This is a genomic window from Rhodovulum iodosum, from assembly GCF_041020385.1.
Taxonomy (GTDB): Bacteria; Pseudomonadota; Alphaproteobacteria; order Rhodobacterales; family Rhodobacteraceae; genus Rhodovulum; species Rhodovulum iodosum.
Genome location: NZ_JBEHHI010000001.1, coordinates 1,375,801 through 1,396,408, shown reverse-complemented (window position 1 = coordinate 1,396,408; position 20,608 = coordinate 1,375,801). Strand labels below are relative to the sequence as shown.

22 protein-coding genes are annotated in these 20,608 nt (G+C 67.7%); 6 read left to right on the top strand and 16 right to left on the bottom strand.

All coding sequences use genetic code 11. The features are described 5' to 3' along the window. Nucleotides 1–9: 9 nt before the first annotated feature. The 3 genes from Ga0609869_RS06870 to Ga0609869_RS06860 are packed head-to-tail and all read right to left on the bottom strand — an operon-like array spanning nucleotide 10 to nucleotide 1,876. The gene (locus tag Ga0609869_RS06870) at nucleotides 10–858 is read right to left on the bottom strand and encodes a carbon-nitrogen hydrolase family protein (RefSeq protein ID WP_125408369.1); all 849 of its coding nucleotides are present in this window, start codon (nucleotides 856–858) and stop codon (nucleotides 10–12) included. 3 nt (nucleotides 859–861) lie between these two features. Continuing rightward, entirely contained in the window at nucleotides 862–1,119 is a 258-nt protein-coding gene (gene grxC, locus Ga0609869_RS06865) for a glutaredoxin 3 (protein ID WP_125408368.1), read from the bottom strand. A gap of 37 nt (nucleotides 1,120–1,156) precedes the next feature. Then, the gene (locus Ga0609869_RS06860) at nucleotides 1,157–1,876 is read right to left on the bottom strand and encodes a ComF family protein (RefSeq protein ID WP_125408367.1); all 720 of its coding nucleotides are present in this window, start codon (nucleotides 1,874–1,876) and stop codon (nucleotides 1,157–1,159) included. Between the two features lie 45 nt (nucleotides 1,877–1,921). Here Ga0609869_RS06860 and Ga0609869_RS06855 point away from each other — a divergent pair, with 45 nt between their 5' ends. Both Ga0609869_RS06855 and hemH read left to right on the top strand, forming a co-directional pair. After that, entirely contained in the window at nucleotides 1,922–2,767 is an 846-nt protein-coding gene (locus Ga0609869_RS06855; protein WP_125408366.1) for a methyltransferase domain-containing protein, read from the top strand. 74 nt (nucleotides 2,768–2,841) lie between these two features. Next, nucleotides 2,842–3,933 carry a ferrochelatase gene (gene hemH, locus Ga0609869_RS06850; RefSeq protein ID WP_125408730.1) on the top strand — a complete coding sequence of 364 codons (1,092 nt, stop codon included), beginning with the start codon at nucleotides 2,842–2,844 and terminating at the stop codon, nucleotides 3,931–3,933. An 81-nt stretch (nucleotides 3,934–4,014) separates the two neighbouring features. On the opposite strand, the gene Ga0609869_RS06845 is transcribed toward hemH, so the two are convergent. Continuing rightward, nucleotides 4,015–4,197: a hypothetical protein gene (locus Ga0609869_RS06845; protein ID WP_125408365.1), complete on the bottom strand. Its 183-nt coding sequence runs from the start codon at nucleotides 4,195–4,197 to the stop codon at nucleotides 4,015–4,017. A gap of 120 nt (nucleotides 4,198–4,317) precedes the next feature. Beyond that, nucleotides 4,318–4,917: a L,D-transpeptidase gene (locus Ga0609869_RS06840; RefSeq protein ID WP_125408364.1), complete on the bottom strand. Its 600-nt coding sequence runs from the start codon at nucleotides 4,915–4,917 to the stop codon at nucleotides 4,318–4,320. A gap of 167 nt (nucleotides 4,918–5,084) precedes the next feature. On the opposite strand from Ga0609869_RS06840, the gene dalA reads away from it, so the two are divergent. After that, nucleotides 5,085–5,618 (top strand): divisome-associated lipoprotein DalA, encoded by a 534-nt coding sequence (gene dalA, locus Ga0609869_RS06835; protein WP_125408363.1) that lies wholly within the window; start codon nucleotides 5,085–5,087, stop codon nucleotides 5,616–5,618. On the opposite strand, the gene Ga0609869_RS06830 is transcribed toward dalA, so the two are convergent. The 7 genes from Ga0609869_RS06830 to hslO form a co-directional block, all read right to left on the bottom strand. After that, on the bottom strand, nucleotides 5,603–6,055 hold the full coding sequence (locus Ga0609869_RS06830; RefSeq protein ID WP_369022842.1) for a L,D-transpeptidase family protein: 453 nt from the start codon (nucleotides 6,053–6,055) through the stop codon (nucleotides 5,603–5,605). The genes dalA and Ga0609869_RS06830 overlap by 16 nt on opposite strands. 118 nt (nucleotides 6,056–6,173) lie before the next feature. Next, nucleotides 6,174–7,382: a class I SAM-dependent RNA methyltransferase gene (locus tag Ga0609869_RS06825; RefSeq protein ID WP_125408361.1), complete on the bottom strand. Its 1,209-nt coding sequence runs from the start codon at nucleotides 7,380–7,382 to the stop codon at nucleotides 6,174–6,176. Beyond that, the gene (locus tag Ga0609869_RS06820) at nucleotides 7,379–9,208 is read right to left on the bottom strand and encodes an ABC transporter ATP-binding protein (RefSeq protein WP_125408360.1); all 1,830 of its coding nucleotides are present in this window, start codon (nucleotides 9,206–9,208) and stop codon (nucleotides 7,379–7,381) included. The genes Ga0609869_RS06825 and Ga0609869_RS06820 overlap by 4 nt, the downstream gene beginning before the upstream one ends. Then, nucleotides 9,205–11,046, bottom strand: a complete 1,842-nt coding sequence (locus Ga0609869_RS06815) for an ABC transporter ATP-binding protein (protein WP_125408359.1) — start codon at nucleotides 11,044–11,046, stop codon at nucleotides 9,205–9,207. Before Ga0609869_RS06815 ends, Ga0609869_RS06820 begins: the two co-directional genes overlap by 4 nt. Nucleotides 11,047–11,122: 76 nt before the next feature. Continuing rightward, a complete protein-coding gene (locus Ga0609869_RS06810) occupies nucleotides 11,123–12,217 on the bottom strand; it encodes a CCA tRNA nucleotidyltransferase (protein ID WP_125408729.1) in 1,095 nt (364 codons plus the stop codon). Nucleotides 12,218–12,270: 53 nt separating this feature from the next. Further along, on the bottom strand, nucleotides 12,271–12,873 hold the full coding sequence (locus Ga0609869_RS06805) for a CoA pyrophosphatase (protein WP_125408728.1): 603 nt from the start codon (nucleotides 12,871–12,873) through the stop codon (nucleotides 12,271–12,273). Then, a complete protein-coding gene (gene hslO, locus Ga0609869_RS06800; RefSeq protein ID WP_125408358.1) occupies nucleotides 12,863–13,867 on the bottom strand; it encodes an Hsp33 family molecular chaperone HslO in 1,005 nt (334 codons plus the stop codon). The genes Ga0609869_RS06805 and hslO overlap by 11 nt, the downstream gene beginning before the upstream one ends. Nucleotides 13,868–13,943: 76 nt before the next feature. Between hslO and Ga0609869_RS06795 the strand changes: the two genes are divergently transcribed. Then, a complete protein-coding gene (locus Ga0609869_RS06795; RefSeq protein WP_125408357.1) occupies nucleotides 13,944–14,384 on the top strand; it encodes an NUDIX hydrolase in 441 nt (146 codons plus the stop codon). A gap of 150 nt (nucleotides 14,385–14,534) precedes the next feature. On the opposite strand, the gene Ga0609869_RS06790 is transcribed toward Ga0609869_RS06795, so the two are convergent. After that, on the bottom strand, nucleotides 14,535–15,791 hold the full coding sequence (locus Ga0609869_RS06790) for a PP2C family protein-serine/threonine phosphatase (protein WP_125408356.1): 1,257 nt from the start codon (nucleotides 15,789–15,791) through the stop codon (nucleotides 14,535–14,537). A gap of 160 nt (nucleotides 15,792–15,951) precedes the next feature. Here Ga0609869_RS06790 and Ga0609869_RS06785 point away from each other — a divergent pair, with 160 nt between their 5' ends. Further along, nucleotides 15,952–16,287, top strand: a complete 336-nt coding sequence (locus Ga0609869_RS06785; RefSeq protein ID WP_125408355.1) for an Hpt domain-containing protein — start codon at nucleotides 15,952–15,954, stop codon at nucleotides 16,285–16,287. On the opposite strand, the gene ilvA is transcribed toward Ga0609869_RS06785, so the two are convergent. Further along, nucleotides 16,284–17,531: a threonine ammonia-lyase IlvA gene (ilvA, locus tag Ga0609869_RS06780; RefSeq protein ID WP_125408354.1), complete on the bottom strand. Its 1,248-nt coding sequence runs from the start codon at nucleotides 17,529–17,531 to the stop codon at nucleotides 16,284–16,286. The two genes, Ga0609869_RS06785 and ilvA, sit on opposite strands and share 4 nt — an antisense overlap. Nucleotides 17,532–17,640: 109 nt before the next feature. Between ilvA and Ga0609869_RS06775 the strand changes: the two genes are divergently transcribed. After that, nucleotides 17,641–18,861 (top strand): argininosuccinate synthase, encoded by a 1,221-nt coding sequence (locus tag Ga0609869_RS06775; RefSeq protein WP_125408353.1) that lies wholly within the window; start codon nucleotides 17,641–17,643, stop codon nucleotides 18,859–18,861. Between the two features lie 66 nt (nucleotides 18,862–18,927). On the opposite strand, the gene Ga0609869_RS06770 is transcribed toward Ga0609869_RS06775, so the two are convergent. After that, nucleotides 18,928–19,665 (bottom strand): sulfotransferase-like domain-containing protein, encoded by a 738-nt coding sequence (locus Ga0609869_RS06770; protein WP_125408352.1) that lies wholly within the window; start codon nucleotides 19,663–19,665, stop codon nucleotides 18,928–18,930. Further along, nucleotides 19,665–20,573 carry a D-amino acid aminotransferase gene (locus tag Ga0609869_RS06765; RefSeq protein WP_125408351.1) on the bottom strand — a complete coding sequence of 303 codons (909 nt, stop codon included), beginning with the start codon at nucleotides 20,571–20,573 and terminating at the stop codon, nucleotides 19,665–19,667. Before Ga0609869_RS06765 ends, Ga0609869_RS06770 begins: the two co-directional genes overlap by 1 nt. Nucleotides 20,574–20,608 lie beyond the last annotated feature (35 nt).

Here is a 20,608-nt window from a genome sequence, read left to right as displayed (position 1 = left end):
CACGGTCAGTCACCGGGGTTTATCGAACTGGGGCGGGTCGAACTCTCGGTCATGGCGCAAGGATGGCACACGCGCGCGGGCCTTTTCCACCTCTGCCATGTCGAGCTCGACATACGTAATGCCCGGCGACGTACCGCCATCGGCCAGAACCTCGCCCCAGGGTGCCACGGCCAGGCTGTGGCCATGGGTCTGCCGCGGCTTGCCCTCAGCCGCCGCATGGGTGCCGCACTGGGCCGGCGCCAGCACGTAGCACCCCGTCTCGATCGCGCGGGCGCGCAGCAGCGTCTGCCAATGGGCCGCCCCGGTGGTGGGCGCGAACGCCGAGGGCACGCTCAGCACTTCGGCCCCGGCCTGGGCAAGCGCCCGGTAAAGCGCGGGAAAGCGGATGTCGTAGCAGATGCTCAGCCCCAGCGCCGCAAAGGGCGTTTGGGCCAGCGCGGCGCGGGTGCCCGGCCGGTAGCCATCGGATTCGCGGAACCGCTCCGTCTCGGAGATATCCACATCGAACATGTGGATCTTGTCGTAGCGGGCGCTGACCGTTCCATTCGGATTCACCAGGAAAGATCGGTTGGCAAAGCGGCCGTCGGGGTCGTCGGTCTTCAGCGCCAGCGAACCGATCAACAGCCATATCCCCAGCTCTGCGGCATCGTGCCGCAGCGCGGCCAGGGTCGGGTCTTCGGCCTCGGGCCGCAGCACCTCTTTCTGCCGTCGCCGGCTGGCGGAGACGCAATTGGTCACTTCCGGGGTCAGCACGAAACCGGCGCCGGCTTCGGCGGCGGCGCGCACGGCCGCGCGCGTCACCGGCAGGTTTGCCGCCGGATCGTCGCTGGACGACAATTGGACCAGCGCCGCGCGCATCGCTCAGCCAGCCAACAGCGGGTCTAGCTTGCCGCTGCGGTCCAGCGCGTAAAGCTCGTCGCAGCCGCCCACATGGGTCGGGCCGATGAAGATTTGCGGAACCGTGTGCCGACCGTGGGCGCGGCTCATCATCTCTTGCCGCTTCTCCGGCTCCATGGCCACGTCGATCTCCGAGTAACTCACGCCCTTGTCGTTCAAAAGACGCTTGGCGGCATGGCAAAAGCCGCAAAAGGGCGAGGTGTAGATTTCGATCGTCTGCATCTATGCGGGCTCCTTTCGGTTCGGTTTCTCACCGCATTTAGTCACCCCGGACGACGCGCGCCAGCACCAAGACCGAAACTTCGGTCGCCCCGGCGGCCAGGCAGGCCTCGGCGCAGGCCGACAGCGTCGCGCCCGAGGTCATCACGTCGTCGACGATCAGAACCTCGCGCCCGGGGGCAAGCGCGCGGCGCCGGGGGTGCAGCGCGATGGCCCCGTCGATATTGGCGAACCGCGCCTCGGCACCCAGACCCTCTTGGACCGGGGTGGGGCGGCGGCGGATCAACAGGTCGGGACAGTGGTCGAGCGCGCCGCGCCGCGCCAGCGCGCGCGCCAGCAGCGCCGCCTGGTTATAGCGCCGCCGGATCAACCTGTAGCGGTGCAGCGGCACCGGCGCTATCAACAGTCCCGGCCGCAAAAGCGGCGCGCCGGCCTGCAACATCCAGCCGGCGGCGGGGGCGGCAAGATCCGTCCGGTCGCCATGTTTCAGCGCAAGCACCATCTTGCGCGCCGTGTCTCGATAGATCAGCGCCGCCCGGCCCCGCGCCCAGGGCCGGGGCCGGGCCAGGCAATCGTCGCAGTAAACCGGCGCGCCCGGATCGGCGGTACCTGGCAAGGGCGTTCCGCAAGCATCGCAGACGAGGCCCGAGATGAACGGCGTTGCGGCCCAGCAGGCCATGCACAACCCGAAATCGCTTTCCACGCGATCCCCGCAGGCCAGGCATCGCGGCGGGTAGATCAGGCGCAACACGCTTTGCATCACCGGCCCAGGTTCCCTAAATAGACCCCATCAACAGGAGAGCAGATGACCCCGCCCGACCTGACCGACCGCACCGCGCTCTGCCGTCAGCGCGCCCGGGCCAGCCGCGGCGGCGCGCCGGCGCTGTTCCTGCACGACCTCGCGGCCGCCGAGATTCAGGAGAGGCTGGAAGAGGTTAACAGAACCTTTAGCGCCCCCGCCGTGGTCTCGCCCTTTCCCGAGGTCTGGGGCGGTCTGCTGCCCGGTGCGCGCCACGTGCAAGACACCGAACTCCTGGCGCTCGACCCGGGCGCGCATGATCTGGTCGTGCACGCGCTTTGCCTGCATTGGGCGAATGACCCGGTGGGCCAACTGGTGCAATGCCGCAGGGCACTCGCCCCAGACGGGTTATTTCTGGGCGTGCTTTTCGGCGGGCGGACCATCCAGGAGTTGCGCGCCGCACTGGCCGAAGCCGAGGTCGCCGTCGCGGGCGGGCTGTCGCCGCGCGTCGCACCGATGGGCGAGATCCGCGATCTCGGCGCGCTGTTGCAGCGTGCAGGCCTGGCGCTGCCGGTGGCCGACAGCCTGCCCCATACCGTCAGCTACGAAACCCCGTTTCACCTGATGCGCGATCTGCGCGCCATGGGCGAGGGCAACGCGCTGGCCGGGCGGCACCGCCGCCCCGCCCCCCGTGCCCTGTTCGACGCGATGGCGCGGACCTATTCCGAACGATTCGCCGCGCCCGACGGGCGCATCCCCGCCACCTTCGAGATGATTTTCCTGACGGGCTGGGCGCCCGCCGCCAGCCAGCCGCGCCCGCTGCGCCCCGGCAGCGCCGCGCGCCGCCTGGCCGACGCCCTGGACACCGAAGAACACCGCACATCTGGCGATGCCGGACCACCGCGCGATTGACGATCGCCGAAAACCCTTTATTTCCCCACGGGACAGCCAATATGCGCGAAGAAGAAGAAACTGGACACGCCATGATGTTTGATTCGAAGGCGACCGACGCACAGCCCGTCAGCGCGCGGGCAGAGGCGACCCGCCCGTTACACGCGCCGTCGGACCATCCCAAGATCCTGCCGGCCAAGGTGGGTGTGCTGCTGGCCAATCTCGGGACACCGGACAATTACGATTACTGGTCGATGCGGCGGTATCTCAACGAGTTTCTTTCGGACAAACGGGTGATCGACTATTCGCCCTGGGTCTGGCAGCCGCTCTTGCAGCTTATCATCCTGACCAAGCGGCCGTTCTCTTCGGGCGAGGCGTACAAGTCGATCTGGAACCACGAGGCGGGGGAAAGCCCGCTGATGACGATCACCAAGTCGCAGACGGCCAAGATCCGCGCCGAGCTGGAAAAAACCTATGGCGACGATGTCGTCGTCGATTTCTGCATGCGCTACGGCACCCCCTCAACGCGGTCGAAAGTGCGCGAACTCGCCGAAAAGGGGTGCCGCAAGATCGTTTTCTTCCCGCTGTACCCGCAATATGCCGGCGCCACCACCGCCACCGCCAACGACCAGTTTTTCCGCGCCCTGATGGACGAGAAATGGCAACCGCCGGTGCGGACCGTGCCCGCCTATTTCGACCGCCCGAGCTATATCAAGGCGCTCGCCGGATCGGTCACCCGCGCCTATGACGAGATGGAGGAAAAGCCCGACATCCTGGTCTGTTCGTACCACGGCGTGCCGCAGCGATACCTGACCGAGGGCGATCCCTATCACTGCCAATGCCAGAAAACGACGCGGCTGCTGAAGGAAGAATTGGGCTGGGACGACGATAAGATCACCACCACCTTCCAGTCGCGCTTCGGCCCCGAGGAATGGCTGAAGCCCTACACCGTGGAAGAGGTCGCCCGCCTCGCCGAGCAGGGCAAAAGGAAGATCGCCGTCATCGCGCCGGCCTTTTCGGCCGATTGCATCGAGACGCTGGAAGAGATCAACGAGGAAATCCGCGAAAGCTTTGAAGAGGCGGGGGGCGAGAAGTTCACCTACATTCCCTGCCTCAACGACGACGGCGCCCATGTCGAGGCCCTGGCCGAAGTGATCAGCGAGAATCTAAAGGGCTGGCTGCGCTGAGACAGCCATTCCGCTGATAGTGGTGCAATAGAAAAGGCGGTGGGTGACCACCGCCTTTCTAATTGTCAGAGCGTCTGCGGTTCAGCTCGAGCTGGCGGCCGCGGCGAACATGATCAACGCCATGAGCGGCACCAGGATACCGCCGGCCGAAGAGGTGGTGTCCTCGACGATCACCTCGGGTTCGACAACGGGTTCGCTGTAGCCACCGGCATAGGCGGTGCTGGCAGCAGCGGCCAGAACGGCCGCAAGAGCAACTTTCTTCATTTCAACCTCCGTTAAGGCAGCATCGCCACCAAAGTACACGAAGATGGTATCGTGCAACCTAGAATTAGCGCAAGAAAAACAGCGCGCAACAGGCCGATATGCGTGTTGCGGGCAACCGGGTCAGATCAGCAACACCTGTGTGCCGACCTTGGTCATCGCGAAAAGCTCTGCAATGTGCTCGTTATAGAGGCCGATACAGCCGTTCGACGACTTCCGGCCTATCTTGCGCGTATCGTGGGTGCCGTGAATGCGGTAATAGGTCCAGCTCAGATAAAGCGCGTGCGTGCCCAAGGGGTTGTCGGGACCGGGGCCGACATAATCGGGCCACTCGGGGTTACGCTCTTTCATCGCGGGGGTCGGGCGCCAATCGGGGCCCTCCACCTTGCGCACCACCTTGGTGCGCCCGCGGCGGGTGAGATCTTCGGACAGCGGCACCGAGGTCGGGTAGACCTTCATCGTCGTCTGATCCTCTGCCCAGAAATGCAACGCGCGCGATTCGGTATCCACCAAGATGGCGCCGTTTTTCAGATCGGCGAAAAACGGGCGCCAATCGTGGCCCCGGAAGATGGCCGTGTTGCGCCGAGTCGTCTCGACCGGCTCGGGCCCGAACGGGTCGGTCCCCTGCGCCCAGATCGCGGGCGCCGCAAGCCCGGCCAGCGCCGCGCCCGTCCCGCCGATAAAGGCACGGCGACCTACCTTTGCTTCGTCTGTTTTCGTCATGGTTCCCTACAATTCCCAGCTGCCTAATTTTTGTTGCAAGGTTTACTGGCATTCCGGCGGTGCCGCAATTCAAACTCCCGTCAAGACGGCGCGCGCCCATGTTGAGCGTTTGAACTGCTTCCAACTTCGCGCTAGACGTTCTGGAATCCGCGAAAAGGTGTTTGACGATGAAGGCATTCACGATCTCTGCCCTATTTCTGGCGCTGGTTCTGGCCGGGTGCGATGCGCCCCCGCCCCGGATGGATGCCACCGGCAAACCGCTGCCAAGGGCCTACAAGCTGAGCGAGCGGGACGCCGCGACTGTTCAGTACCGCATGCTCGACAGCGTCAACGCCTTGCGCTCGGCACGCGGCTTGACGCCGCTGAGGCTCGATTCGCGGCTCAATGCCGCCGCGCTCGCGCATTCGCGCGACATGTCGGCACAAGGCCGGGCGTGGCCCTTCGGCTCTGACGGGTCGTCGCCTTATGATCGCGTGGCGCGCGCCGGCTATGCGGGCCGTTTGGGAACAGAGCTTGTCTCGCAGACCTATGAGACCGAACTCGACACGCTCGCCGCCTGGATGGAAGACCCGGCAAAGCGCGATGCGCTGCTCGAACCCAACGCACAGGATATGGGATTCGGCTTTTATCAAGAGCCCAACGGGCTGATCTGGTGGGCGCTGATCACCGGCCTGCCCACGATCGCTCAGGGCAATATGTAAATCTCGGTGCCCGTTTCGACCATGGCATAGATCGCCTCCATCGACCGGTCATTCACGGCGATACACCCATATGTCCAGTCGCGGCCCTTGCCGCGATTCCGCCCGGCCCGCCCGTGGATAAAGATGTCGCCGCCCGGTTCTTTTCCCAGCGCGCGCGCCTCGGCGATGTCGCGGGCATTGGGGTAGGAGATGCCGAGCGATAGGTGAAAGTTGCTGTTGGGGTTGCGCCGGTCGATCCAGTAGCGCCCCTCCGGCGTGCGCCCGTCGCCGGCATGCAGCTTGTCGCCCTCCGGCACGAAGCCCAGCCCGACGCGAAACCAGCGAAGCACCTTTTCGCCGTGCATCAGGAAAAGCTTGCGCTGGCTCTTGCTCACGATGACCCGCGTCACCGGGGGGCCATCGTAGACCTTGAATTTCGAAGATCCGCCCGCGACCATAAAAGCCGCTCCGGACAGGACCGCGCCTCTCCGCGAAATCATCTTGCTGCCTCGCCTTTTTTTTGGCGCTTATAGCAAATCAGGCGAAAAATTACAGCGGCTTAACGAAAGCCGGGCACTATTTATCGAATGCTGTGGCAAGTTCGACATGGGCCGACCAGCGGAACTGGTCGACCACCGCCACGGCCCCCATGCGATAGCCCGCATCGACCAGCGCCCGTGCATCGCGCGCAAAGCTGACCGGGTTGCATGACACCGCCGCAAGGCGGGTGACGCCCGAGGCCGCGATCTGGCGGGTCTGCGCCTGGGCACCCGCGCGCGGCGGATCGATCACGGCGGCGTCGAACCGGGCCAGCTCGTCGGGCATCAGCGGGTTGCGGAAGAGGTCGCGGGTCTCGGTCGTCACCCGCTTGAGGCCCTCGGCCTGCCGCCATCCCCGGTCGAGCGCGGCCAGCATGGCGCGGTCGCCCTCGACCGCGTGCACCTCGGCCCGCCGGGCCAGCGGCAGCGAAAAGGTGCCCAGACCCGCAAAGAGGTCGGCGATGCGCTGCGCGCCGCCCAGCGCGGCCTCGACCGCGGCGCGCAGCGCCGCCTCACCGTCCTCGGTGGCCTGCAGAAAGGCGCCGGGCGGTGGCACCACACGCGCCGCGCCGAACCGCTGCTCCGGCGCACGGCGTTCCACCACCACCTCGCCGTCCCAGGCCAGCCGCGCCAGGTCGTGCCGGGCCGCCAGGTCGGCGAGCCGGGCAAAGAGCGGCCCGTCGCCCGCACGCCCGCCGGCCACGGCCACATCCGCCCCGTCGCCGCTGCGCGTGACGGTCAGCGCCAGCGTGCCCTTGCGCGTGGCGCTCAGCGCGGTGATGTCCTCCAGCGCGGGCAGGCAGGCCATCAGGTCGGGATGCAGCAGGCGGCAATCGGGGATCGGCACGATCGTATCCGACGCGCGGGCGTGAAACCCGACCAGCACGCCTTTCTTCAGCCGCCGGCCGGCCAGCACCGCACGCCGCCGCGCCGCGGGGGGCGAGACATGCGCCAGCCGCACCTCGGCGGTCAGCCCCTGCCCCGCCAAGGCGCGTTCCACCACCTGCCGCTTCCACCCGGCAACGAACTCGTCACCCGCGTGTTGCAGCGCGCACCCGCCGCAGCGTTTGTAGTGGCGGCAGGGCGGGCGCACGCGGGCGGCGACGGGCGTCACGATGCGCGGCGCGGCCATGCGGCCCGCGACGACCTCTCCCTCGACCTCTTCGCCCGGCAAGGCCAGCGGCACGGTCACGTCGCCAGCCACGCCCTCGCCCCGCAGGCTCAACCGCTCGACCGTCAACCTCATTCGGCCGCGTCCCCGAACTGGATGAACTTGCCCGATTGCCGCGCCCAGTAGCGCGCATAAAGACCCTGTTGCGCCAAAAGCGCGTCGTGGCTGCCCATCTCAACGATGCGGCCCGCGTCCAACACCACGATCCGGTCCATCTCCGCGATGGTCGACAGGCGGTGGGCGATGGCCAGCACCGTCTTGCCCTCCATCACCCGATGCAGCGCGGTCTGAATCGCCGCCTCGACCTCGGAATCGAGCGCCGATGTCGCCTCGTCCAGCACCAGGATCGGGGCGTCCTTCAGAAAGGCGCGGGCCAGCGCGATGCGCTGGCGCTGCCCGCCCGACAGCTTGACCCCGCGCTCGCCCAGATATGCCTGATAGCCCTCGCGCCCCTTGTGATCGCGCAGCGTCAGGATGAAATCATGCGCCTCCGCGCGCCGGGCCGCGGCAACCATCTCGTCCTCGCCGGCCTCGGGCCGGCCGTAAAGGATGTTGTCGCGCGCCGAGCGGTTGAACATCGCCGTCTCCTGGCGAACCACGGCGATATTGGCGCGCAGGGCGGTTTGCGTCATGTCGCGGATATCGACGCCGTCGACCAGAATACGCCCCGCTTCCACGTCATAGAGCCTGAGCAGCAGCGACATCGCCGTCGATTTGCCCGCCCCCGACGCGCCCACCAGCGCCACCTTTTCGCCCGGCGCCACGGCCAGATCGAACCCGTCCAGCGCCTGCGGCCCGCCGCCATAGCTGAACGACACGTTCTCGAACCGCACCGCGCCGGGGCCGTCGGCCCTGGCCGTCGCCCCGGGCCGGTCGGTCAGCTCGTGCGGCACGGCCAGCGTTTCCACGCCGTCCTCGATCTCGCCGATATTGGTGAAGATCGCGATCGCGGTGCGGCCCAGCCGCTGGGTGATCTGGCCCAGGCGCGTCGCCACCATGGCCGTCATCGCGATGTCGCCCCCGGTGGCCTGGCCGAGGGTCCAGAGGTAAAAGCACCCCAGGATCGAAAACAGCGGCAAGAGCCCGCCCAGCGCCGTCAGCACAAAGCGGAACAGGGCCGAGACGATGCCGAATTCCAGCGCCTTCACGCGGAACCGTTCCAGCGCGTCGCGGGTCGCGTTGTCCTCTCGCGCATCGTGGGCAAACAGCTTGACCGTGGCGATGTTCGACAGGGTATCGACGATCTGACCCGTCACCACCGTGCGCGCGCCCGCCCGCGCGGCCGCGCGGGCCTGCACCCGCGGGATGAACCACCACAGCGCCACCGCATAAAGACTGCCCCAAAGAACGAAGACCAGCAGCAGCCGCGCGTCGACCGCGGCCATCAGCACCAGCGCGCTGATGAACATGGCCAGCGCATAGACCACCACGTCTGAGACCTCGATCACGACATCGGTCAGGCCCCGCGCCGTCTGCATCGACTTCTGGCTGATCCGCCCGGCGAAATCATTTTCGAAATAGCGCATCGAATGGCCCAGAACGTGCCCGTTCAGGCGGTTCAGGATCATCGGGAAGAGGTGCGGGCCCAGAATGATCGCGGTCACCCCCGAATCGGCGGCAAAGATCACCGGGCGCAGAAGCAGGAAAAAGGCCATCCCGCCTAAGATGATCGGCCAGTAGCCGGTCCAGAAGCCTTCTGCCGCCACCTCCGTGCTGTCGATCACCCAGCCGGTAAAGCGCGCGGTCATCATCTCGGTGACCCCGGCCAGCGTGGTGATGACCAGCGTCAGCGCGATCGCCCGCCACGCGCCCTTGAGCGCCCAGCGCGTGAAGGGCCAGAGCCTTTGCGGCGGCGCCCCGGTGGCGGGCAGGAACGGGTCGATCAGCGCGGTCAGCTTCATTCCGCGGCCTCGGTGCCGATGAACCCGCCCGATTGCCGCGCCCAGAACCGTGCATAGAGCCCGTTGCTGGCCAAAAGCGCCCCGTGGGTGCCCTCTTCCACGATGCGTCCGGCGTCCAGCACCACGATCCGGTCCATATGGGCGATGGTCGACAGCCGGTGCGCGATGGCGATCACGGTCTTGCCCTCCATGACGCCGTAAAGCGTTTCCTGGATGGTCGCCTCGACCTCGGAATCGAGCGCCGAGGTCGCCTCGTCCAGCACCAGGATCGGCGCATCCTTCAGGATGGCGCGGGCCAGCGCGACCCGCTGGCGCTGCCCGCCCGACAGCTTGACCCCCCGTTCGCCCACCTGCGCGTCATAGCCCTGCCGCCCCTCGGGGTCTTGCAGATCGAGGATGAACTCGTGCGCCTCGGCGCGTTTTGCCGCCTCGACCATGGCGCCCTCGCCGGCCTCGGGCCGGGCGTACAGGATGTTTTCGCGCACCGAGCGGTGCAAGAGGCTGGCCTCCTGGCTGACCATGGCGATGTGGCGGCGCAGGCTTTCCTGGGTCACGCCCGTGATGTCCTGCCCGTCGATGAGGATCCGCCCGCCCTCGGCGTCGTAAAACCGCAGCAAAAGCTTGACGAGGGTCGATTTCCCGGCCCCCGAGCGGCCCACCAGCCCGACCTTCTCGCCGGGGGCGATGGTCAGGTCGATGCCGTCCAGACCGCCGCTGCCGCGCCCGTAATGGTGCGACAGGCCCTGCAATTCGATCTTCGCCTCGGTCAGTTCCAGCGGCACGGCGCCGGGACGGTCGACCAGCGAGATCGGCTGGGCGATGGTCTCCATCCCCTCCGACACGACCCCGAGCGAGCGGAAAAAGCTCGACATCGCCCACATGATCCAGCCGGTCATGGCGTTCAGCCTCAGCGTCAGCGCCGTGGCCGCCGCGACCACGCCCACGCTGGCGCCGCCCTGCATCCACAGCGCCACGGCCCAGCCGACGACCGCGACGATCAGAAACCCGTTCAGCGCCGTCAGCGCCACGTCCATCTTGGTAAAGATGCGCATCTCGACGGCAAAGGTCTGCCGTGCCCGTTCGATCGCCTCTTTCGCATAGTCGAGCTCCCGGTCGTGATGCGCGAACAGCTTGACCGAATGGATGTTGGTATAGGCGTCCACCACCCGCCCGGTCACCTCGCTGCGCGCGTCCGACGCGGCCTTTGACGCGGGGCCGACCCGCTTCATCGTCCAGCGCACCAGCAGCCCGTAAAGCAAAAGCCAGATCAGCAGCGGCAACGCCAGCCGCGCGTCGGCCTCGGTCAACAGGATCACCGCGCCCACCGCGTAGGCCATGGCAAAAGTGATCGCGTCGAAGACCTGGAAGATCGCCTCGCCCGCCGCCGGGGGCGTCTGCATGATGCGGTTGGCGATGCGGCCGGCGAAATCGTTCTCGAACCAGCCGACCGACTGGCGCAGCACCTGCGCGTGCGACCGCCAGCGGATCAGCGTGCCGAAATTCGGCATGATGGCGTTGTTCAGCAAGGCCACGTCCAGCCATTGCAGCGCCGGCCGCAGGATCAGGATGAACAGCGCAATCCCGATCAGCTCGGTCCCGTGGCGCGACCAGACGTCCTCCGGGCCCGTGCTCGACAACAGGTCCACAACCCGGCCCATGTAGTAGATCAGCCCGATCTCGACCGCGGCCACCAGAACCGCGACAAGCGCGGTCAGCACGAAAACCCGCCGGAACGGGCGGGCATAGCTCATCAGGAACGGCCAGAGCCGCTGGGGCGGCGTGTCGGTCTCCGGATACGGCGTATAGGGATCGACGAGGCCTTCGAAGAATCGGAACATGGGCGGGCCTGCGCGCTGTCTCTGGCGGGGGATATAGCCCTATTCGGCGTGTTGGGAAACCGTGCCGCCGCCGCGGCTAGGCCAGAAGCTCGGCCTTGGTGAGGGTGAAACCCGAGGCGATCCAGCGCGATTCCAGTTCTTTCAGCCTGGCGCCAAGGGCGGGACCCTCCAGCGCGGGCATCAGATCGGCGGCACACACGGGAAAGCGCGCGGCCGCCCCCCTGGCGATGTCGTCCTTCGCGCCGTCCGCTATGGGCGCCGAAAGCGCTGCGGCGCGTAACAGCACCGCGTCGCGCGCCGCGGTCTCGCCATACCGATAGCCCAGCGCGGCGGGGCCCTCGCCGCCGGCAAGCCCCCGTTTGATCCGATCCAGGTGCCGCGCCTCGGCCTTGCTGAGGCGCAGTCGCTCGGCGACGTCCTCGCCACCCAGCGCCGCCAGCCGGCGGATCGGGTCGGGCGCCGCGCCCCAGCCGGCCTCGAGATGGACCAGAACCGGCACCAGCCGCGCCTCGGCGCCGGCCAGGGCATGGGCCAGAACGCCGGACTGCCCCATCGCGGCCACGCTTTGCGACGGGTCGGGCGCGCCAAGCAGCTTCTTCAGCTCGGCGCCGACCCGTTCGCGCGAAAGCGTCTCTAGCCCGGCCGAATGCGCGGCGCAGGCGGCCAGCCCGTCTGCGTCGAGCCCGGCCTCGGCATCGCCGTACCAGGCGTGGAACCGGAAAAACCGCAGGATGCGCAAGTAATCCTCGCGGATGCGCGCCTCGGCATCGTCGATGAACCGCACCCGCCGCGCGTGCAGGTCGGGCAGGCCGCCCAGCGGATCGACCAGCACGCCCTCGGGCGTCGCGTAAAGCGCGTTCATCGTGAAATCGCGCCTGTGCGCGTCTTCCTCGGCCGTGTCCGCATAGGCCACCACCGCGTGCCGGCCAAATGTCTCTACATCGCGGCGAAACGTCGTGACCTCGTGGGGCAGGTGCTCGGCCACCACGGTCACGGTGCCATGGTCGATGCCGGTGGGCACCGACTTCAGCCCCGCCGCCCCGGCCAGTTCCATCACCCGTTCGGGCCGCGCATCGGTGGCGATGTCGATATCCGTCACCGGCACGCCCAACAGCGCGTTGCGCACGCAGCCGCCCACGAACAGCGCCTGGTGACCCGCCCCGGTCAGCATCGCGCACACGGCCTGGGTATGGCCCGCCGCAATCCAGTCGCCCGATATCCGGCTCACGGCGCCACCCGGTCGGCCAGCGCACGCAGGATGCGCGCCGTCGCCCCCCAGATGTAATAGGGCCCATACGGCACTGTGTAGTATCGCCGCCAGCTGCCGCGCCAGCGCCGCCGCTCGACCGTGAAACAGGCCGGATCGGTCACGTGCTCCAAGGGCACCTCGAACACCTCCTCCACCTCGCCGGGCTCCGGCACCGACCGGAAATCGGCTCTGACATAGCCCAGGACGGGTGTCACGGTGAACCCGGTCACCGTTTCATGCGCGGGCAGCGTGCCCAGCACCTCGACCGCCGCGCGGGGCAGGCCGATCTCTTCCTCCGCCTCGCGCAGCGCGGCATCGACCGCGCCGGCGTCGCCCTCGTCCTGCTTGCCGCCGGGAAAGGCGATCTGGCCCGGGTGGTGCTTGAGCCGCGAGGATCGCTTGGTCAGGATAACCCGCGCCCCGTCCGGCCCCGGCCGCACCGCCACCAGCACCGCCGCGGGGCGCAGCACCCGGCCGGCGGGTGGCGTGAAATCGGGGTTCAGGTCATGGTCCGAGGTGGCGCCGCCCGACCGGGCCAGCGCCGCGCGCAATGCGGCGACCGCCGGGTCATGCCCCATCGTCATCGGGGTCTTTCCCGGCCTCGAAGCCCAGCGTCGCCGGGTCGAGCTCGTAATGCGCGCCGCAAAACTGGCAGTCCGCGGTGACGATCCCCTCGTCCGTGGTCATGTAGGCGATGTCCTTGGCCGAGTAGATCGACAGACTCTGGCGCACCCGCGCCTCGGAACAGGTACAGCCGAAGGTCACCGGCTGCGGGTCGAATACCCGCGGCCGCTCTTCGTGGAACAGCCGCACCAACAGGTCTGTCGGCTGAACCCGCGGGCCCACCAGCTCCATGTCCTCGACCGTGTCGAGCAGCAGGTTGGCCCGGCTCCAGTTCTCTTCCTCGTCGCCGTCCAGAATGTCTGAGGCCGCCAGCAGACCCTCTTCGCCCGACCCGCCATCGCTCGCGCCGGCGGGCGAGGCCTCGGGCATGAGTTGCAGCATCACGCCCCCGGCCCGCCAGCGCTCGCCCTGGCCCGGCAGGATCGCCCTGCCGAAACTCAGCGCAAAGCGCGTGGGCAATTGTTCGGACTGTGCGAAATAGGTCTCGGCGCAGGCCGAAAGCGACCCGCCGGCCAGCGGCGTGATCCCCTTGTAGGGCTGCATGTCCCTGCCCTGGTCGATCAGCACCGCGAAATAGCCCTTGCCGATCTGCGAAAACGGATCGGCGCCCGGCTCCAGCCGGTCCTTGTCGAAACTCGCATAGGCGCGGATCCAGGCCGGCGCGCCGTCTTCGGTCGGCGCGTAGTAATCGGTGGCGATCAGCCGCGCGGGCCCGTCGCCGCGCACCTGGAGGCTCAGCTTCCAGCGCAGCTTGATGGCCTGGCCGATCAGCGCGGTCAAGAGCGCGGCCTCGGCCACCAGCGCCTCGATCTCGCGCGGGTAGGCGTGCTGCGCCAGCACGGTGTCGAGGACCCCGTCCAGCCGCGCGACACGGCCGCGAATATCGCTGCGGTCAAGCTGGAAGGGCAGGACGGTATCGTCCCAAGCGATCTGCGATCCGAGTGACATGGGGTTTCCTTGTGCCGTAGCGCTTGGCATACCCGGCTTATATAGAGCCGGCAACCAGAGCACAAAGAGGCAACCGATGATCCGCAGATTCGGCGAGCCGGTAAAGCCGGGCGTGCGCTACCGCCTGCGCCCCGGGGCTTACGCGGTACTGGCGCGGGGGGCGTCGCTGCTGCTGACCCACCAGGCCCGGCCGGTGCCCGAGTACCAGTTGCCCGGCGGCGGGATCGACCCGGGCGAATCGCCGCTCACCGCGCTGCACCGCGAGGTGTTCGAGGAAACCGGCTGGCGCATCCGCGTTGCGCGCCGCCTCGGCGCGTTTCGCCGCTTCACCTACATGCCCGAATACGACCTTTGGGCCGAAAAGCTCTGTCATATCTACCTGGGCCAGCCCGTTCGCCGCTACGGCCCGCCCAGCGAGCCGGGCCATACCGCGCTGTGGATGCCCGCGGACGAGGCCGCGGCGCGGCTGGGCAACGCGGGCGACCGGCATTTCGTCTCGCGCCTGCTGCGCGGCTAGGGTCGGTTTTCCGGTCGTCGGCGCGCCGCCCCCGCATCCCGGCACGCGCGCCGCTCTTGCTTCTTCTGGCCGGAAATATCCCGGGGGTCCGGGGGCGGCGCCCCCGGCCGCTCGGGGCCCGCGCGCCCTGCCGGCACCCCGCATAGCCGGTCAATTGACCCCGTCACCGCGAGCGCGATATTCGAACAGCACCGCCGAGACGTCATCGGACAGGTCTGCCCCCTCCGCGTGGTCGCGCAACCCCTCCAGCATCGTGTCGAGATAGGCCGGCCCGCCAGACCGGCCCGCCTGGTCCATCAGCCGCGCCAGCCCGTCCTCCGAAAGCTGCCGGCCGCTGGCATCGGCGCATTCGGTCACCCCGTCCGACACGATCAGCAACCGGTCGCCCGGGGCAAGCTGCGCCTGCGCGTCCTCGAAGGACGCGCCCTCGATCAGGCCGACCGGCAGGCCGCCCGCCCCGATCATCTCGACCCGGCCATCGGCGCGGTGGATGGCCGGGTGCGGATGCCCGGCCTGCACGAAGGCGACCGCCCCGCTTCCCAGGTCGACCACCGCCAGCAGAAGCGTGAGGTAAGTGTCGCTCTCGATCTCTTGCAGCAAGAGCTGGTTCAGCGCCGCGGCCACCGCGGCGGGCGGACGGGGGCCGTGGCCGCCGCGACCGTCGGGCACAAGCGCGATGTTGCGCTCCGGCGCCCCCTCCGACAACAGCCCGGCCAGCCGCGCGGTCATCAGCGCCGAGGTGACACCGTGGCCCGACACGTCGATGCAGAACAGGCAAAGATGCCCCGCGCCGGCCGCAAAGGCCCCGACAAGGTCGCCGCCGACATGCCCGCTGGGCCGCAGCATCAGCGACACCTGCGAGCCCGCGATCCGCTGCACCGGCGCCGGCACCAGCGATTGCTGCAGCTTGCGGGCCTGCTGAAGATCGCGGTTGAGCGCGTCGTAAAGCGTGCTGATCTCGGAAAACGCAGCGCCGAGCAGGCGGTTCTTCTCGGTCAGCTCGCGCTCCATCCCGAGGATCCGCTCACCCGCGCTCAGCCGCGCGCGCAACTCGCTGGCATTGACCGGCTTGGTCAGGAAGTCGTCAGCGCCGCCCTCCAGGCCGTGCACCACCTCGCCGGTCTCCGATTTCGAGGTCAGCAGGATGAAATAGCCGTATCCCGCCCGCGGAAGCCGCCGGAACGCCTGGCAGAACTCAAGCCCCGACATGCCGGGCATCATCCAGTCGCTGATCACGATGTCGATGCTTCGGCTGCGGCAGATCTCCAGCGCCTCTTCGCCTTCGCCGGCCTCGGCCACGCGAAACCCCCAACGTTCCAGCGACGCGCGCAAGATCCGACGCTGCATCCGGCTGTCATCGACGAGCAGCACGTCGCGCCCGGGCGGGGCCGGGTCTGGCAGGGGCATGGCAGGGCGCTGGTCTGGGCTCACGGGAGGTCCGGCTGTTCTGTGGGTCCGCAATAGGCCGGGCCGCTTAACGCGCGGTGAACCCGTTGCCGCACACCGGGCGTTAAGCCCGCAGCTCTATCCTGACCGGGCGCTGGGGGGCGATCGACAGGAGGCTTGGATGATCGACTGGAAACAGGTGGCGGACCTGCGCGACGAGGTCGGTGAAGACGCGTTCGAAGAGGTGGTGAGCCTCTTCCTCGAAGAGGTCGACGGGGTGATCGCCCGGCTGGTCATCGCCCCGGCTGCCGCCACGCTGGCTGACGATCTGCATTTCATCCGCGGCTCGGCGGTCAACCTGGGGTTCGAGGCGTTCTGCGACGTCTGCCGCGCAGCCGAGCGGCAATTGCGCCGGACAGGCGCCGACAGCGTGGCCCTGGCGCCCCTGATCGACGCCTACCGCAACTCGAAACAGTCATTTCTCGACGGACTCGCCGACAGCCGCCACGCCGCCTAGATCACGAACTCGCCGAACAGCCGGTCGTTGGTGATGTCCTGGTAGACCATGCCGGCCTTGTCGAGCCGGGCGAAGAGTGCGGCGAAATTGGCGGCGTCCCTAGTCTCGATCCCGATCAGGACCGATCCGAAATTTCGCGCCGATTTCTTGAGATACTCGAACCGGGCGATATCGTCGTCGGGCCCCAGCAGGTCGAGGAAATCGCGCAGGGCGCCGGGCCTTTGGGGCAGGCGCAGGATGAAATACTTCTTCACCCCGGAATAACGCTGGGCGCGTTCCTTGACTTCCGGCAGCCGCTCGAAATCGAAATTGCCGCCCGAGGTGATGCAGACCACCGATTTGCCGGCGATCTCGTCGGCGAGTTCGGGCAGAACGTCGACGGCCAGCGCGCCCGCGGGCTCCAGCACGATGCCCTCGACATTGAGCATTTCGAGGATCGTCGTGCAGATGCGATCCTCCGGGGCGGCCAGAACGTGTTCGGGTGCGATGCCCGCCAGACGGGCGAAGGTCCGCGCGCCGATCCGCGCCACCGCGGCGCCATCGACGAAGGTATCGACCTTTTTCAGTACCGCCGGCGCGCCCGCGGCGACGGCCGCGGTCAGCGACGCGCCGCCCGCCGGCTCGACGAAACGGAACCGGGTCTGCGGCGCGGCCTCGCGCATGTAAGAGACAACGCCCGCCGCCAGCCCGCCGCCGCCCACCGGCAGGATCACCAGATCGGGCGCCTCGTCCAGCGCATCCAGCAACTCGACCGCGACCGAGGCCTGCCCCTCGATCACGTCCTCGTCGTCGAAGGGGGCCAGGAAATGCGCGCCGACCTCGGCGCAATAGGCCTGTGCCGAGGCCAGCGTGTCGTCGAAATAGTCGCCTGTCAGGCGGATCTCGACATTCTCGGCGCCGAATATGCGTGTCTTGTCGATTTTCTGCTGCGGCGTCGTGACGGGCATGAAGATCACCCCCTGCACGTCGAAATGCCGGCAGACATAGGCCACCCCCTGGGCGTGGTTGCCCGCGCTCGCCGCGACGAAGACCTCTTGGCCCGGTTTTTCCGCCAAAAGCTTTCGCATCGCGTTGAACGCGCCGCGGATCTTGTAGGATCGCACGGGGCTGAGATCCTCGCGCTTGAGCCGGATATCGGCGCCGTAGCGCGCCGAGAGATGCTCGTTGCGTTGCAGGGGCGTCGGCGGGAAAACGCTGCGCATCGCCAGTTCGGCGGCGCGGGCTTTGTCGGAAAAGGCGCTCATGCGTGCAGCAATGGCCTGAACCGCGCCGGGGCGCAAGCGGGGCGCTGCTTGCCCTTGCCGGTAAAACCCGCTATCCGCCGCCCGTCATCCGCCCCTGATGGAGTTCGCCATGTCCGCGCCCAAGAAAGTCGTCCTCGCCTATTCCGGCGGCCTCGACACCTCGATCATCCTGAAGTGGCTGCAGACGGAATATGGCTGCGAGGTGGTGAGCTTTACCGCCGATCTCGGCCAGGGAGAAGAGCTGGAACCGGCGCGCGCCAAGGCCGAGCTGATGGGCGTCAAGGAAATCTACGTCGAGGATCTGCGCGAGGAATTCGTGCGCGACTTCGTCTTCCCGATGTTCCGGGCAAATGCGCTTTATGAAGGGCTCTACCTGCTGGGCACCTCGATCGCGCGGCCGCTGATCTCGAAACGCCTGATCGAGATCGCCGCCGAAACCGGCGCCGATGCCGTCGCCCACGGCGCCACCGGCAAGGGCAACGACCAGGTGCGGTTCGAACTGGCCGCCTACGCGCTGAACCCCGATATCAAGGTCATCGCGCCCTGGCGCGAATGGGACCTGACGAGCCGGACCAAGCTGATCGACTTCGCCGAAAAGAACCAGATCCCCATCGCCAAGGACAAGCGCGGCGAGGCGCCGTTTTCGGTCGATGCGAACCTCTTGCACACCTCGTCCGAGGGCAAGGTGCTGGAAGACCCCGCCGTCGAGGCGCCCGACTACGTCTATCAGCGTACCGTGCACCCCGAAGATGCGCCGAACGAGCCGGAGTTCATCGAGATAGGCTTTGAAAAGGGCGACGCGGTGGCGATCGGTGGCGAGGCGATGTCGCCGGCCACGATCCTGACGCGTCTGAACGAGCTGGGGGGCAAGCACGGCATCGGGCGGCTCGATCTGGTCGAGGGCCGTTTCGTGGGCATGAAATCGCGCGGCATCTACGAAACGCCCGGCGGGACGATCCTGCTGGAGGCGCACCGGGGGATCGAGCAGATCACGCTCGACCGCGGCGCGGCGCATCTGAAGGACGAGATCATGCCGCGCTATGCCGAGCTGATCTACAACGGCTTCTGGTTCAGCCCCGAGCGCGAGATGCTGCAGGCGCTGATCGACAAGAGCCAGCAACACGTCACCGGCACCGTCCGGCTGAAGCTTTACAAGGGCTCGGTCCGCACCGTCGGCCGCTGGTCGGACCATTCGCTTTATTCCGAGGAGCACGTCACCTTCGAGGACGACGCGGGCGCCTACGACCAGAAGGACGCCCAGGGCTTCATCAAGCTCAACGCCCTGCGCCTGCGCCTGATCGCGATGCGCAACCGGCGGCTGGGGGATTAAACCCCGGCGCCTGCGCGGGCGTATTCCGCATAAACAGAGACTTTTTTGCCTCCGGCGGGGATATTTTCAGCCAGAAGAAGCCACGGGCGGAAGCTTGTGGCGGGCGAGGTGCCGGTAAGACGGCCAAGCGGCATCGGCAAGACGCGCGTAGTGCGGGCTCAGGTCGGGCAGCGCGCCCTCTGGGCCCGCGAACCCCGTGCTGCGATGCACCGCGCCGTACCAGACGGGCGCCCAGACACCGTCGTCTGGGTGGCCGCCCGCGGGCCAGTTCAGCATCGCGGGCGTGAAATCGAGGCCCAGCGCGGCGCAAAGCTTGCGAAGCATGCCCTCGGGCTCGTTCCTGATATCGGCGCTGTCGATGACGATAGGCGCCGCGCCGGTGGCCTGGGCCACCTCGTCGAAAAGCTCGGCCTGTTGAACAAAGCCGATATCGGCGAGCGTCGGGTTTTCGTATTTCGCGGCGAAACTGGCCAGCACCCGGGCGGGGTGGCGGATGAGGAAGACGTTGGTGACCTCGCCCATCCAGTCGCGCGGGATCTCGGCGATCATGTGCTGGCACATGTGTTTCTGGTAGAAATACGGCGTGCCCCCAGGCACCGCCCCGGCCAGCCGCGCTGCGACCCGCACCGGGTCGGCCTCGCCAGCGGCGATGATTTCGTCCCGCATCGGGTGGGCAAGGCCGGTCTTTGCCAGGTAGGCGGCGTAAAACGGTTCGTCCCACACCGCGCAATCGCCGCGGGCGGCAAAGGCGTACATCATTGCGGTCGACAGGTTGCGCGGGCCGGACCACATGGCGATGCGCATCAGGCGGTTTCCTGCTGGATCAGAGCCGCATAGAGCGCGCGCAACCGTTCCGTCACCGGGCCCATGCGCCCGCCGCCGATCACCCGCCCGTCGATTTCACCCACCGGGGTTTGCCCGCCGAACGAGCCTGTCAGGAAGGCCTCGTCGGCGCCGTAGGTTTCAACCAGCGAGAAGTTCTTTTCATAGACCGGGATGCCGTTGGCGCGGCAAAGCTCGATCACTTTGGCGCGCGTGATCCCGTTCATGCAGTAGTCGCCCGTCGAGGTCCAGACCGCGCCCTTGCGCACGATGAAGAAGTTGCAGGCGTTGGTGGTGTTCACGAAGCCATGCAGGTCGAGCATCAGCGCCTCGTCGGCACCGGCCTTTTCCGCCGCGATCCCGGCGAGGATGCAGTTGAGCTTGGAATGGGAATTCAGCTTGGGGTCCTGGCTCATCGGCAGGCCGCGGATATGGGGCACGGTGGCCAGCCGGATCGGCCGCGGGATGGCGGGCCGGGAATGTTCGGCGATGATGACGATGGTGGGGCCCGCGCGCGACAATGCAGGGTGCTGGAACGGGCGCGATTTCACCCCGCGGGTGACCATCAGGCGGGCATGGGCGTCGGTTTCCATCCCGTTGGCGGCGCGCAGTTCTTCCAGCGCGGCGATCACGCCGGCCCGGTCCAGCCCGATCTCTAGGTCGATGGCGCGGGCGGCCTCGAACAGCCGGTCGAGATGGTCGTCGAGGAACGCCCAGCGGCCGTTGAAGAGCCTCAGCCCCTCCCACACACCGTCGCCCAGCAGGAAGCCGCTGTCATAGACGCTGACCACGGCCTCGGCCCGCGGCACCAGCCGGCCGTTGACGTGGATCACGATATCGGCGTTGCGCGGGTCGTCGGCGGCGCTGTGGGTGGTGAGGCTTTCGGGCAAGTCGGGGCTCCTTTTCCGGCCAGCGTAGCGGGACG